Source organism: Xanthobacter lutulentifluminis (assembly GCF_043194675.2).
In the GTDB taxonomy this organism is placed as follows: Bacteria; Pseudomonadota; Alphaproteobacteria; order Rhizobiales; family Xanthobacteraceae; genus Xanthobacter.
In genome coordinates this window covers 796,889-809,224 of the sequence record NZ_CM195525.1, presented here as the reverse complement: position 1 = coordinate 809,224, position 12,336 = coordinate 796,889, and the positions used below count along the sequence as shown (strand labels likewise).

Annotated in this window: 15 protein-coding genes; 10 read left to right on the top strand and 5 right to left on the bottom strand. The window is 71.6% G+C overall.

All coding sequences use genetic code 11. The annotated features are described in order from the left end of the window. Window positions 1-12: 12 nt before the first annotated feature. A complete protein-coding gene (locus tag V5F49_RS03685; RefSeq protein WP_394114532.1) occupies window positions 13-327 on the bottom strand; it encodes a DUF2849 domain-containing protein in 315 nt (104 codons plus the stop codon). A gap of 368 nt (window positions 328-695) precedes the next feature. Here V5F49_RS03685 and cysD point away from each other — a divergent pair, with 368 nt between their 5' ends. The 6 genes from cysD to V5F49_RS03655 all read left to right on the top strand — a co-directional run bounded on the left by cysD (window position 696) and on the right by V5F49_RS03655 (window position 6,849). Beyond that, entirely contained in the window at window positions 696-1,490 is a 795-nt protein-coding gene (cysD, locus tag V5F49_RS03680) for a sulfate adenylyltransferase subunit CysD (RefSeq protein WP_394114533.1), read from the top strand. Between the two features lie 42 nt (window positions 1,491-1,532). After that, window positions 1,533-3,491 (top strand): adenylyl-sulfate kinase, encoded by a 1,959-nt coding sequence (gene cysC, locus V5F49_RS03675; protein ID WP_394114534.1) that lies wholly within the window; start codon window positions 1,533-1,535, stop codon window positions 3,489-3,491. Between the two features lie 99 nt (window positions 3,492-3,590). Continuing rightward, entirely contained in the window at window positions 3,591-4,385 is a 795-nt protein-coding gene (locus V5F49_RS03670) for an enoyl-CoA hydratase/isomerase family protein (RefSeq protein ID WP_394114535.1), read from the top strand. A gap of 448 nt (window positions 4,386-4,833) precedes the next feature. Beyond that, on the top strand, window positions 4,834-5,865 hold the full coding sequence (locus V5F49_RS03665) for a GntR family transcriptional regulator (protein WP_394114536.1): 1,032 nt from the start codon (window positions 4,834-4,836) through the stop codon (window positions 5,863-5,865). 213 nt (window positions 5,866-6,078) lie between these two features. Then, window positions 6,079-6,201 (top strand): hypothetical protein, encoded by a 123-nt coding sequence (locus V5F49_RS03660; RefSeq protein WP_394114537.1) that lies wholly within the window; start codon window positions 6,079-6,081, stop codon window positions 6,199-6,201. A 111-nt stretch (window positions 6,202-6,312) separates the two neighbouring features. After that, window positions 6,313-6,849, top strand: coding sequence for a hypothetical protein (locus tag V5F49_RS03655; RefSeq protein WP_394114538.1), 537 nt, complete (start codon window positions 6,313-6,315; stop codon window positions 6,847-6,849). Window positions 6,850-6,900: 51 nt separating this feature from the next. Here the strand turns inward: V5F49_RS03655 and V5F49_RS03650 are convergent, their stop codons facing one another. Then, entirely contained in the window at window positions 6,901-7,323 is a 423-nt protein-coding gene (locus tag V5F49_RS03650; RefSeq protein WP_394114539.1) for a SufE family protein, read from the bottom strand. Window positions 7,324-7,455: 132 nt separating this feature from the next. Next, window positions 7,456-7,893: a DUF5330 domain-containing protein gene (locus V5F49_RS03645; RefSeq protein WP_394114540.1), complete on the bottom strand. Its 438-nt coding sequence runs from the start codon at window positions 7,891-7,893 to the stop codon at window positions 7,456-7,458. Window positions 7,894-8,136: 243 nt separating this feature from the next. Between V5F49_RS03645 and V5F49_RS03640 the strand changes: the two genes are divergently transcribed. The 4 genes from V5F49_RS03640 (at window position 8,137) to V5F49_RS03625 (ending at window position 10,980) form a co-directional block, all read left to right on the top strand. Next, entirely contained in the window at window positions 8,137-9,627 is a 1,491-nt protein-coding gene (locus V5F49_RS03640) for a sensor histidine kinase (RefSeq protein ID WP_394114541.1), read from the top strand. After that, window positions 9,624-10,334 (top strand): peptidoglycan-binding domain-containing protein, encoded by a 711-nt coding sequence (locus V5F49_RS03635; protein WP_394114542.1) that lies wholly within the window; start codon window positions 9,624-9,626, stop codon window positions 10,332-10,334. Before V5F49_RS03640 ends, V5F49_RS03635 begins: the two co-directional genes overlap by 4 nt. After that, window positions 10,335-10,679: a DUF1491 family protein gene (locus V5F49_RS03630; RefSeq protein WP_394114543.1), complete on the top strand. Its 345-nt coding sequence runs from the start codon at window positions 10,335-10,337 to the stop codon at window positions 10,677-10,679. 106 nt (window positions 10,680-10,785) lie between these two features. Beyond that, window positions 10,786-10,980 (top strand): hypothetical protein, encoded by a 195-nt coding sequence (locus V5F49_RS03625; RefSeq protein WP_394114544.1) that lies wholly within the window; start codon window positions 10,786-10,788, stop codon window positions 10,978-10,980. A gap of 84 nt (window positions 10,981-11,064) precedes the next feature. Here the strand turns inward: V5F49_RS03625 and V5F49_RS03620 are convergent, their stop codons facing one another. Both V5F49_RS03620 and V5F49_RS03615 read right to left on the bottom strand, forming a co-directional pair. Continuing rightward, on the bottom strand, window positions 11,065-11,598 hold the full coding sequence (locus V5F49_RS03620) for a DUF1254 domain-containing protein (RefSeq protein WP_394114889.1): 534 nt from the start codon (window positions 11,596-11,598) through the stop codon (window positions 11,065-11,067). Between the two features lie 128 nt (window positions 11,599-11,726). Continuing rightward, window positions 11,727-12,302 (bottom strand): DUF1214 domain-containing protein, encoded by a 576-nt coding sequence (locus V5F49_RS03615; RefSeq protein ID WP_394114545.1) that lies wholly within the window; start codon window positions 12,300-12,302, stop codon window positions 11,727-11,729. Between the last annotated feature and the right edge of the window lie 34 nt (window positions 12,303-12,336).

Sequence of the window (12,336 nt, the reverse complement as noted above, 5' to 3'; positions counted from 1 at the left end):
TCGGCTGCGATATCAGGCGGCGCCGGGCACGGAAATGGTGGGGCCGCCGAGGCGGATGCGCTCGCGCAGGTTGGCGGGCTGCGGCGTCCCGTCGCTCGCGAGGGAGACGGGAGCGGAATATGCACCCACGGCGGTGTTCTCGTCGGCGTGGGCGATGTCGAGCAGCCTGAGCACCTCCTCGCCGGTCCGGCCGACGGCGGCGTCGGCGAGGCGCTCGCTCCAGCCGCCTTCGGCCGTGAGCCACACCACGCCGCCGTCGGCGAGGCGGTTGGCGGTGACGACCGTGGGGCCGTGGATCTTCAGCTTGCGCTGGAGGGGAGAGGTCATGTGCGGCGGCTCCGCGCGCTCCAATTCCCGACCACATCCGGGTGAGCGCACAATAATCCAGTTGACGTGTGCCTTAAGCTAAATTACCGATCAAAAATGCGCAATATGAAAATAACCGCCTCTCGGGAATGTAAAATCTACTGGATTGGTAGACTTTCGAGCCGGCGCCGCGCAGGTCACGCTGCACTGGTCAGGCCCGGTGACGGGCAAGATCAAGGACGTGGCGCCTCCGGGCGGTTAGGGATTGACAATTGTCCCCGGCAGGTCGCGTAGCCTTTGGCGGGCGGGATCGACGGGGGCGGCACGGCGCCAAGGGCGGCGCGACGAAGGCAGAACGGTGCCCGGCGGCGCCACGAAGGAATGACGGCATGACGCGTCTCGATGCGCTGGAAGCGCAGAGCATCTTCATCTTCCGCGAGGCTTTCGCTCAGCTCCGCAAGGTTGCGATGCTGTGGTCGCTGGGCAAGGACTCCAACGTGATGATCCACCTGGCGCGCAAGGCCTTCTTCGGCAAGCTGCCGTTTCCGGTGATGCACGTGGATACCGGCCGCAAGTTCGACGAGATGTACGCCTTCCGCGACCATTACGCGAAGGAATGGGACCTCGACCTGATCGTCGAGGACTGCCCGCCCATCGAGAGCACCGATCCCACCCTGCCGCCCGCCGCCCGCTCGGCCGCCCGCAAGACCGAGGGCCTGCGCCTTGCGCTCGCCAAGCACGGCTTCGACGGCGTGATCGCCGGCATCCGCCGCGACGAGGAGCCGACCCGCGCCAAGGAGCGCTTCTTCTCGCCGCGCGGCACCGACGGCGCCTGGAACGTGCGCGAGCAGCCGCCGGAGTTCTGGGACCAGTACAACACCGCCCTGACCCCCGGCGCCCATGTGCGGATCCATCCGATCCTGCACTGGACCGAGATCGACATCTGGGCTTACACCCAGCGCGAGAACATCCCCGTCATCCCGCTGTACTTCTCGCACGGCGGCAAGCGCTACCGCTCGCTGGGCGACAAGGACATCACCAGCCCCGTGGTGTCGGACGCCGCGACGCTGGACGAGATCCTCGCCGAGCTGGCCACGACCAAGACGGCCGAGCGCTCCGGCCGCGCCATGGACCATGAATCCGAGGACGCCTTCGAGCGCCTGCGCGCCGCCGGCTACCTGTGAGCCGGCCCGCCGCGCCGCCCGTCATTTGAAGAGATGAAGCCCATGCCTGCTTCCACGTCGCCTGCTTCCACGTCCGTTTCCGCGCCCGCTTCCGCCGCCGTCTCCGCGCCCCCGGCGCCCGGCGCCGCCGCCCGCGAGCGCGAGCTCCTGCGCATCGTCATCGTGGGCCATGTGGACCACGGCAAGTCCACCCTCGTCGGCCGCCTGCTGCACGAGACCGGCTCCCTGCCCGACGGCAAGCTGGAGATGCTGAAAGCCGTCTCCGCCCGCCGCGGCATGCCGTTCGAGTGGTCGTTCCTGCTCGACGCGCTCCAGACCGAGCGCGACCAGGGCATCACGGTCGACACCAGCCAGATCCGCTTCAAGACGCCGAAGCGCGACTATGTGCTGATCGACGCGCCCGGGCATGTGGAATTCCTGCGCAACATGGTCACCGGCGCCGCTCAGGCCGATGCCGCCGTGCTGCTGGTGGATGCGGGAGAGGGCGTGCGCGAGCAGACCCGCCGCCACGCCTTCCTGCTGCACCTGCTCGGCATCCGCCAGGTGGCGGTGGTGGTGAACAAGATGGACCGGGTGGCCTTCGACCGCACGGTGTTCGCGAGCATCGAGGAGGAGGTGGGCGCCTATCTCGGCGGCTTCGGCCTGCGCCCCACCTGCGTCGTCCCGGTGTCCGCCCGTGACGGCGATTTCATCTCCGAGCGCACCACGCGCCTGCCGTGGTACGAGGGCCCGACCGTGATCGAGGCGCTCGACGCCTTCACCGCCCCGCCGACGCTCGCCGACCAGCCGCTGCGCTTCCCCATCCAGGCGGTCTACAAGTTCGACGAGCGGCGCATCCTTGCCGGCCGCATCGAGAGCGGCCGTCTCTCCGTGGGTGACGAGCTGGCGTTCGAGCCGGCCGGCACCACCGCCCGCATCAAGTCCATCGAGGCCTGGCCCGGCCCGGCGCCGGACACGGTGGAGGCCGGCCAGTCGGTGGGCATCACCCTCGACAAGGACCTGTTCGTCACCCGCGGCGACATGGCCGCCCATGCGGACCAGCGCCCGCGCGCCGCGCGCAGCCTGCGCATCCGCCTGTTCTGGCTGGACGACGCGCCGCTGAAGGCCGGCGATCCGGTGGTGGTGCGCCTTGCCACCGCGGCCGCGCCCGGCATGGTTTCGGCCGTTGCCAGCGCCGTCGACCCGGCCAACCTCATCACCGAGGGCCAGGCGACCCTCGGCCGCAACCATGTGGGCGAGGTGGAGGTGACCCTGCGCCGCCCGCTTCCGGCCGACCCGTATCACCTCAACGCCCTCACCGGCCGCATCGTGGTGGAGCGCGACCGGCGCATCTGCGGCGGCGGCATCATCCTGCACGCCGCCCGCGAGGCGAGCGCCGAGGAGGCCCGTCGCGGCCCGGTGGTGGCGGTCGATTCGGCGGTGACCCCGGCCGAGCGGCTGACGCGCTTCCGCCATCACGGCGCGGTGCTGTGGCTCACCGGCCTGCCGGCGGCGGGCAAGTCCACGGTGGCGCGGGCCATGGAGCGGCGGCTGTTCGATCTCGGCGGCTCGCCGGTCTATCTCGACGGCGACACCCTGCGCACCGGCCTCAACTCCGACCTCGGCTTCTCGCCGGAGGAGCGCTCGGAGAACATCCGCCGCGTCGCCAACATGGCGTCCTTCCTCGCCCGGAATGGCCACATCGCCATCGCCGCGCTGGTCTCGCCGACCCGGGCCGACCGGGCGCGCGCGCGCGAGGTGTGCGGCGCGGGCTTCCACGAGGTGTTCATCCGCGCCTCGCTCGACGTGTGCGAGGGCCGCGACCCGAAGGGCCACTATGCCCGCGCCCGGCGCGGCGAGATCGCCAATTTCACCGGTATCTCCGCGCCTTACGAGGAGCCGCTGACGCCGGAAGTGGTGGTGGACACCACCGGTGACCTCGCCGCCTCGGTGGCTGCGCTCGAGGCCTATCTGGAAGAGGCCGGCGTCCTGTTCCCGGCCGAGGCCGATTCGCCGATCTGATCCGGCCGGCGCCGCTTGTGGCGGCGCCGCGCCTTTGGCAGCCTGACGCTCCATACGATTGAACCGCCGCACGATGCGGCGGTCGCGCGAGGAGCGTCCATGAGCGCCGAAGACAACCCCATCCGCCTCGATATCGCGGAGGGCATCGCCCGTATCCGCTTCAACCGTCCGCAGGTGCTGAACGCCATCAACGAGGCGGCGGTGCTGGCCTTCCGGGCGGCCGTCGACGAGGTGGCCCAGGACCGGAGCGTGCGCGTGGTCGTGCTCTCCGGCGAGGGGCGCGCCTTCATGGCCGGCGGCGACGTGGGCCGCTTCCACGAGGCGGGCCGCGACGCGCCGAAGGTGGTCAACGCCATCATCGATCCCTTTCACCACTGCGTTCTCGCGCTGGCCGCCATGCCGGCGCCGGTGATCGCGTGCCTTCACGGCGCGGTGGCGGGGGCGGGGGTGTCCGTGGCGCTGGCGGCGGACCTCGCCATCGCCGCCGACGACATGAAGATGAACCTGGCCTACGCGCGCATCGGCACCTCGCCGGACGGCTCCGCCAGCTTCTCGCTGCCGCGCGTGGTGGGCCTGCGCAAGGCGCTGGAGATCGCCCTCCTGTCCGATCAGGTGGACGCCGCCGAGGCGCTGCGGCTGGGGCTGGTGAACAAGGTGGTGCCCGCCGCCGACCTCGCGGCCGAGACCGAGGCGCTGGCGAAGCGCCTCGCCGCCGGGCCGACGCTGGCCTACGGCCGCATCAAGCACCTGATGCGGGCCTCCTTCGGCCACAGCCTCACCGAGCAGCTGAACGCCGAGCGCGACGCCTTCGTCGCCAGCGCGGGGACCCACGATTTCGCCGAGGGCGTCGCCGCCTTCGTGCAGAAGCGCCCCGCAGTGTTCGAAGGGCGCTGAGTGGCCCCTGCGCCGCGGCTTCGGCCGCGGCGCGCGCCGGAGCGGAAAGGGTGGCTTCCAAAACCACATGATAAAACTGGTTATTGACTTATTTCCATCATTCCATAAAACTGCTGGAAATTATGGAATGTGGAATATGACCCAGGTTCGTGGACAGGTCCTTCGGGACAGCATCCTCTTCCTTCTCGCCTACGGCATCATCGTCGGCGCTGTCGTTTTCGGCTGACCCTATCGGGCGCGGAGCGCTGATCCTGCGGGCAGCCGGAGCGGGCGCCCTCATACTTTCCGCTTCCGTCCAACGTCGGGGTGCGGCATCCCGCTCCACCCCCAAGCCATTGCACCGCTTGGCATCCGGCTTCGGGTCCGGCACCTTTCGCGGATGCGCTGCCGCCTGATGCAGCGCACTGGGGATGGGGACCGAGGAAGCCCGATGCAGCAGGCGAGCCGGATGGCCCGCGACGAAACCGCAGAGGAGACGGCTTACGGCACCGCGCGCTCGGCGCTGGCGCCCCGGCTCCACGAACGGGCATTCCACATCCTCGCCGGGCAGATCCGCTCCGGGGCCCTCGCGCCCGGCGAGCGGCTGCTTGAATCCCGCATCGCCGATCGCTTCGGCATTTCCCGCGCCCCGGCCCGCCAGGCCCTCGCGCGTCTGGCCGAGATCGGCCTGGTGCAGCGCTCGGAAGGCCACGGCTTCGTCATTCTGGCGGTGGAGGGGGCGGCCCGGGATGAGATCGCGCAGGTTCCGCCGGCCGGGGAGCCGGAGGGCGACGGCGCCATCCAGCTTGCGCCCGAATCCACCGGCGAGCGCATCTACAAGGAAGTCGAGCACGAGGTGGTGGCCCGCAGCGCCTTCGGGGCGTTCCGGCTGGTGGAGAACCATCTCGCCGCGCATTACGGCGTCAGCCGGACGGTGGCGCGGGAGGTGCTCTCGCGCCTCCACCGCCGCGGCATCGTCCGCAAGCATGCGCGGCTGCACTGGTTCGCGCCCGCGCTGACGCCGGGCTATCTGGCCGAGCTGTTCGAGATGCGCGCCATCCTCGAGCCGGCGGCGCTGCGGCTCGCCGCGCCAAGGCTGCCGCCGGCCGCGCTCCACCGGCTGAAGGTCAACCTGCGCGACGCCCTGGACGCGCCCGCCGGCATCGACGGTGCCCGGCTGAGCGCGCTCGAGGAGGAGATGCACATCGACCTCCTCGCCCATTGCGGCAACGCCACCCTGATGGAAGCGCTCTCGACCTACCAGACCCTGCTGGTGGCGCTGACCTTCCTCTATGACGCCGCCTCGCGCGGGCAGCGGGGAGAGCCGTTCCTTGCCGAGCACCTCGACGTGGCCGACCGGCTGCTGGCCGGCCATGCGGACGCGGCGGTGGTGGCGCTGCGCAGCCATCTCGATGGCTCGTTCGTGCGGGCCATGGAGCGGCTCGAACGGGTGCGCCGGAGCGAGGCCCCGGGCATGCTGCCCTATCTGGCGCCGCTGTGAGGGGCGGCCCGCGTCGTCATCCTCTGTCGTCATCCTCTGTTGTCACCCTCTGTCGTCACATGGGCGTGACCGCCTTGGCGCGGCGGGCGCAAAGGCCCATTTGTTGATCTGGACGGGTGGCGCTCGGCGCCAGCCGGTTTAAGATTGCGTTGTTCGCCGGCGCATGGATCTGCCCGAAGACAGGTTCTGCCGGCGTTGCGGTGGAGAATGTCCATGTCTCTCGTTGCCGGTTCCGCTGCCCTCGCCGCGCTCGCTGCGATGGCGCTCGCCCAGCTTGCGGCGCGGCGCAGGCAGCCGGTGCCCGTGCGTGTCCGCGCCCGGCGCGAGCGACGCTGAGCGGCCCCATCGGGGCCTGCTTCCGGCGGGCCCCGTTTCTTCGAGCTTTCCCCACCAGCGCCCGTTCCTGCCCGCGCGCCTCGCGCCGTGCCCGCCTCCGAGCCCCGCCTGATGGTCACTGACATCGAGATCCGCGTGGAGCGGGTGTCGCAGCTCTTCAACATGCTGGACCCCTTTCCCTTCCGGGAGCGGGATCTCGATCCGGATGCCGAGGCATTCATCGTCGAATGGGCGCGCGAGCTTCCGCGCGCCGCGCCGGTGCGCGTCGTGGTGCATCTGCCCGGGTCGCAGGCGGAAACGGCGGAGGCGGCCGGGCTGCCCGAGGCGCTGCGCCATTATTTCGAAGGCCGGGAGGCGACCCTTGCAGCCGAGCTGAAGGAGCTGTTCCGCATCGGCCGGCTCTCGCTCGCCATCGGCGGCGTGGTGCTGGCGCTCTGCATGGTCCTCGCCGGGGTCATCGGCGAGGGCACCTACTCCAAGACGCTCGCGGGGTTTGCCGCCGAGGGGCTCATCATCCTCGGATGGGTCGCCTTGTGGCGGCCCATGGAGATCTTCCTGTACGACTGGTGGCCCATTGCCCGCCAGCGCACGCTGTTCCGCCGGCTGGCTCGCGCGGACGTGAGCGTCCGCGGCGACCTGCCGGGATAGGGCTGCCGGGATAGGGCGGGGCGGAGCCGGACCTTTCCCCGCCGCGCGGTCTCAGGCGGCGGCGAGGGCGACGCGGGCGTGGCCGCGGATGCGCTCCACCATGGACCGAAGGCCGTTGGAACGCTGGGGGGTCAGGTGCCCCTCAAGCCCGATCTGCCGGAACACGCCGAGGATGTCGGTCTCCAGGATGTCCTTGGGGCTGTGGCCCGACACCAGCGTGAGCAGCACCGCCACGAGCCCGCGCACGATGTGCGCGTCCGAATCGCCCTGGAACTCGATGACCGGTCCGGCGGGGGTCTGCTTCAGCTCGGAGATGAGCCACACCTGGCTGGCGCAGCCCTGCACCTTGTTGGTCTCGTTGCGCTCGGCCTCCGGGAACGGCGGCAGCTTCTTGCCGAGCTCGATCACGTGGCGGTAGCGGTCTTCCCAATTGTCCAGGAATTCAAAGTCGGCAATGAGGTCGTCTGCGTTCATGAGGCCAATTCCTCGTCCCACCTGCGCGCCCGGCCGCAATGTCTGGCGGGCGACGGTCAATCCTTGCATCGCAGCATAACACAGCCGGCAAGGCGTCGGCGATTTTCTCGCCGGTAAAGCGGTATGTCTCGGTCAGGCCGGGCGGCGCGGCGGCAGCGGCGGCTGGGCGGCCGGGCCGGCCGGCGGGGCGCCGGGCGGCAGGATGGTGCGGCCGTTCTCGCCGCCGCCCCAGACGGGGGCGAGGTCCTCGGGCGTGAGCGAACCGGCGGCGCTGCCGGCCGGGCGGGGCGCCTCGGGCCTGCCGTCCGCTGCCGGGGCATGGCCGAGCGAATCGTAGAGCCATTTGGCGCCCACCTGCGCCTTCTCCGCCAGATGGCTGGCCATCTGCCCGCCCACGGCGCAGGCTTGGGGCTGGCGATCGCAGAAGCCGCGCAGGTCGGACACCAGCGCCTGCACCGCGCCGAACGTCTCGAACACGCTCACCTCCCGCCCGTCCTGGCCCTTGAGGCCGAGCGGCAGGAGCAGCAGCACGAGGCCGATGAGGAAGGCGAGGCGCAGCAGGAAGAACATGGCTCCCTCGGTTGACGGACGCGCCTGTTCTTGGGCGCCCCCCGATTATACCGGAGCCGGGCGGCTGCGGGCGCCGGCGCGCCGGTCGGCTCCCCCGACTTTTCAAGACATCGTTAACGCTGCCGCCGGCTGCGGTCGGCGCTTAGCGTTCGCTTAAAGCTCCCGTGCGAGGGTTTCCGACAAGGCGCGATCCCCTCCGGCGCGCCGGATCTGCGGACAAACGGCAGCTGGCAGGCAACCCACGTGCGGCACCTCGGCATCAGCGACGCGGCGGAGCGCGATATCCCCGCCTCCGCGCGGGACGCGGGGGCAGCGGCCCTGCCGCGCCTCGCGGTGCTCGGCCGGGTGACGTGGGCGATCCTGACCGCCCTCGGCATCCTCGGCCTGGCCTTCGGCGGCATCGCGCTGGTGGGCGAGGTCTCGGGCCTCGTGCAGGGCGCGTTCGTCAATGCCGCCGTGCTGGTCACCATCGGCCTCGTGTGCGCCGCGCTGGCGGCGGTGGCCGGCGGCCTTGCCCGCGCCGCGGCCCGCGCCAGCGAGGAGGTGCCCGACGACGCCCTGCTCGTGACCCGCCACGGCCCGCGCGGCGAGGTCTCCGCCGTCGAGGCCCGGCAGGGCCCGTTCACCGGCTCCCCCATTGCCGCCTTCGCCGGTACCGCGCTGTTCGAGCGCGTGCTGGTGGCGGATCGTCCCGCCTTCCTGTCCGCCGTCCAGGCCGCCGCCGCCGGGCGCGTGGGAACCTGCGGCCTGCGGCTGCGCTGCGACCTGCCGCCTGACGGGGCGCCCTCCTTCATGACCGTGGAAGCGCGCTGCGCGCCGGTGCGGGGCGGGCAAAAGCTGGGTGGGCAAAAAGAGGGTGGACAGGTGCGCATCATCTGGCGCGCCCCCTGGCAGGCCGCCGCCGCCGAGCGCGAGAAGGCCGCCGCCGCCGCCCGCGCCCGCGCCGAGGCGGAGGAGGCGAACGCCGCGAAGAGCCGGTTCCTCGCCGCCATGAGCCATGAGCTGCGCACGCCGCTCAACGCCATCCTCGGCTTCTCGGAGCTGCTGGCCACCGAGGCCGGCGCGCCCATGGACGACGCCCGCAAGGCCGACTACGCGCGCATCATCCATGAGAGCGGCCAGCACCTGCTGGGGCTGGTGAACGACATTCTCGATCTCTCCCGCGTGGAGGCCGGCGCCTACGAGCTCGAGCGCGAGCCGGTGGACGTGGTGACGCTGGTGGCCGGCTGCGCCGAGATGGTGGCGCTCGATGCGGGCAAGTCCGCGGTCGCCGTCAAGACCTCCTTCGCCCCGCGCCTGCCGACGCTCGATGCCGACCGGCGCGCGCTGCGGCAGATCGTGCTCAACCTCATGTCCAACGCGGTGAAGTTCACCCCCGCCGGCGGCCGGGTGCATGTGAGCGTGCGCCTGCAGGGCGAGGCGCTCGACATCCGCGTGCGCGACACCGGCCCCGGCATGAAGCCGGAGGACGTGGCGCGGCTCGGCGAACCGTTCTTCCAGGCCGGCGACTGCGTGCAGCGGGCGCGCGGCAGTGGCCTCGGCATCGCCGTGGTGAAGGGGCTGGTGAAGCTGCACGGCGGCACCTTCCGGGTGGAGAGCGCCCCGGGGCGCGGCACCAGCGTCACCGTCAGCCTGCCGCGGGCGGTGGCTCCGGCGGAGGTGGCACGGCCGGAGGGTGTGGTGGCGCCGTTTCCGGCCCGGATGGATGAAACCCGCGCGAAGAGGATGGCATGAAGCTCGAACCTGTCATGGACGGAGCGGCCGCGGAGCCCGTCGCGGACGTCCACCTCGCCGACGGACCGACCCCGGAGCAGCGTCGCCTGCGCCGGCTCGACATCCTCGCCGGACTGGTGGCGGTGGTGGCGTGTGGCGGTTTCCTCGCGAACGTGCTGCTGCTGCAGGCCCCGCCCGCCGGCGCGCCGCTGCCGGAAGCGCGCCCCGCCGGCGCCATCCAGGCGTTCGACCGCGGCAAGGGCAACCGCACCACCGTGCCCCTGCCGCCGGCCCACGCGGCCGCCGCGCCTGCCGCCCAGGCCGGAGGCGCCACGAACGGCGCGCTTGGCTACCTCTCCATCCGCACCACCGTGACCGGAACCGCGGCACCGCTCGTGCCCGTCACGGCCACCCCCAACCGCGCCACCGCGGATGCCGCTTCCGAGCCGCCGCCCCGGCGTCCGCCGGCCAGCGTCGGCGCGACGGCCGACGTGACCGGCGCGGTCCGCCCGCCGGCGGATGTGACGGCCTCGCCGCGCATCCTCGCGGTGCAGAAGGCGCTGGCGAAGCTCGGCTACGGTCCGCTCAAGGTGGATGGACGGCCGGGCGGGGAGACCCGCACCGCCATCCAGCGCTTCCAGCGCGACCGCAATCTCTCGCCCGACGGGGAGATGTCCGACCGGCTGGTGCGCGAGCTCGCCTCCGTCTCCGGCACGGCGATCAACTGAATGCGGCTGAAGAGCGCCATCTTCGTCTCCGCCCTCATCCGCCGCGCGCAGGTGGAGGGTGCTTTCGCAGCCGTGGTCCGGCGCGGCGCGGAGGAGGCGGGCGCCATCTTCGTGAAGGTCTCGCAGCTCGACGGCACCGCCGCCCTCTATGGACCGGCGCCGCAGAGCGCCTTCGACGAAAGCGCCCCCGCCGACCGCCTGTTCAGCATGATCATCGCGCCCGGCCGTCCCGAGGCCGACGCGGATGCGCGCATCGCCCGCGAGCTGAAATTCGACCCCGACATCTTCGTGGTGGAGATCGAGGACCGGGCCGGCCGCCATTTTCTCGACCTCGCGAAAGCGTGATCGCGGCCGCCGGCCGGCAGGGGTCGGTTAATGGATCGTTAAGGTTCAGGAAACCATAAGGACGCAAGCGACGTTGTGATCACGGCTCTCGATGGAGGATCAGAGCATGAGCACGGTCATTGCGTTTCCCGGGACGCGCCCCGTGGCGCCCCGCCTCAGGCCGGACGATCGCGGGGACGGCACGCGCGCACAGCGGCGCGAGGCCGATATCGTTATCCTGCCGGTGGTGCGCATCGAGCGGCATGAGGCGCGCCTGCCCGGGCCGGTGATGCCGCTGGGCAACGGCCGCCGCGCCCACTGACGCGGCTCCGCGCCGGCGCAGGCCCGCCGGTGAATGAACGCCCGCGTGGCCCGAGATGCCCGCGCGCGACGGCTTTCCGTTCCGTCAGTTCGACAGGGTGCAGGCCGCAGCCTCCAGCTGGCGCCGCACCAGATCCCGCATGCCCCGCTCGCGCACGAAGGCGCGCACCGCGACGATGCCTTCCAGCGCCGGGGATTCGATCACCAGCCGGTCGGCGGCGGTGATCTCCTCGTCCTCCGGCAGCGCGGCTTTCTGGCTGGGGGTCATCAGATCCAGCTCGATCACCTTGCCTGCCGCCTGGTCGCTCAGCGCATAAAAGGCGAGGCCGTCCGCCGTGTAGAACGACACCGACGTGTAGTCGGACGTGGCCGGCACCCGCACCTTCAGGGCGCCCTGCGCCAGATCATAGAGGCACACGGCGGAGATGAAGGCCGGGTCCATCATGGGCAGGGGCTGCTGCTGCGGCGTCGGGTCCGGCAGCAGGGTCATGGTGTTGGATTCCATCCGCTCGGACAGGCGCGCATAGGCGTTGCGCTCGGCCAGCGCCGGCATGGCGAGGATGGAGACGATGTGCGCGATCGCGCCCAGCACCACCGCGAATGCCGCGAACAGCAGCACCTGGCCGGGCGAGCCGAAGTGCGGCCGGCGCAGCCGTGGCCGCGGCAGGCGGGCGGCGGCTCCACCGGCAAAGCGGGAGAGACGGCCGGCGACGTCGCCGGCTTCCTCGCGCAGCTCCTCCAGCGTGCTCACTGGCAGGCCTCCCGGGTGATGCGCGGCAGGCCCGAGGCCTCCGCCGCGCCGGAGGTGAAGGAGAACGGCGCATCATAAAGCCGCAGCGCCACCTTCAGGCGCGGACGGGCACCGGTGGGCAGCCAGTTGCCGGCGCGGGCGCGGGGCGAGAGGCGCACGTCGATGGCGCCGTCGTCGCGGTAGACCACCTCGGCGCTGGTGAAGCCGTAGCGGCCGGCGTCATTGGGGATGAGGTGGCCGTCCTGGTCCATCACCGTCAGCGTCCACAGCCGTGCCTGGGGCAGGATGCCGACGATGCGCGTCTCGCAGCGGCCGTCGAGCGGTTGTCCGGCATCGTCCGTGCTGGCGAGGAAGAGGAGGCCGTCCGCCAGCTCCAGCGGCAGCTCGCCCGAGCGGGCGAAGGCGGCGCGGGCGTAGGGGTCCGCCTTGGCGGTGCCGGCGCGCGGCCAGCCTTCCCACGCGCCCGCGCGCACCACGTCGAGCCCGCGCGAGTGCGTCACGGCGAACCAGGTGACGCCGAGCCCGAGGACCGTGGCGAGAAGAAGCGTGAAGGCGAGAGGCAGAAGGCGCACGGCACGTCCGGAGGCTGTCGCCTCCTATCTAGAG

Excerpts from the sequence above, each read along its gene's own strand:
- V5F49_RS03685 (WP_394114532.1), bottom strand. The coding sequence starts at position 327 with ATGACCTCTCCCCTCCAGCGCAAGCTGAAGATCCACGGCCCCACGGTC.
- cysD (WP_394114533.1), top strand. The coding sequence starts at position 696 with ATGACGCGTCTCGATGCGCTGGAAGCGCAGAGCATCTTCATCTTCCGC.
- cysC (WP_394114534.1), top strand. The coding sequence starts at position 1,533 with ATGCCTGCTTCCACGTCGCCTGCTTCCACGTCCGTTTCCGCGCCCGCT.
- V5F49_RS03670 (WP_394114535.1), top strand. The coding sequence starts at position 3,591 with ATGAGCGCCGAAGACAACCCCATCCGCCTCGATATCGCGGAGGGCATC.
- V5F49_RS03665 (WP_394114536.1), top strand. The coding sequence starts at position 4,834 with ATGGCCCGCGACGAAACCGCAGAGGAGACGGCTTACGGCACCGCGCGC.
- V5F49_RS03660 (WP_394114537.1), top strand. The coding sequence starts at position 6,079 with ATGTCTCTCGTTGCCGGTTCCGCTGCCCTCGCCGCGCTCGCTGCGATG.
- V5F49_RS03655 (WP_394114538.1), top strand. The coding sequence starts at position 6,313 with ATGGTCACTGACATCGAGATCCGCGTGGAGCGGGTGTCGCAGCTCTTC.
- V5F49_RS03650 (WP_394114539.1), bottom strand. The coding sequence starts at position 7,323 with ATGAACGCAGACGACCTCATTGCCGACTTTGAATTCCTGGACAATTGG.
- V5F49_RS03645 (WP_394114540.1), bottom strand. The coding sequence starts at position 7,893 with ATGTTCTTCCTGCTGCGCCTCGCCTTCCTCATCGGCCTCGTGCTGCTG.
- V5F49_RS03635 (WP_394114542.1), top strand. The coding sequence starts at position 9,624 with ATGAAGCTCGAACCTGTCATGGACGGAGCGGCCGCGGAGCCCGTCGCG.
- V5F49_RS03630 (WP_394114543.1), top strand. The coding sequence starts at position 10,335 with ATGCGGCTGAAGAGCGCCATCTTCGTCTCCGCCCTCATCCGCCGCGCG.
- V5F49_RS03625 (WP_394114544.1), top strand. The coding sequence starts at position 10,786 with ATGAGCACGGTCATTGCGTTTCCCGGGACGCGCCCCGTGGCGCCCCGC.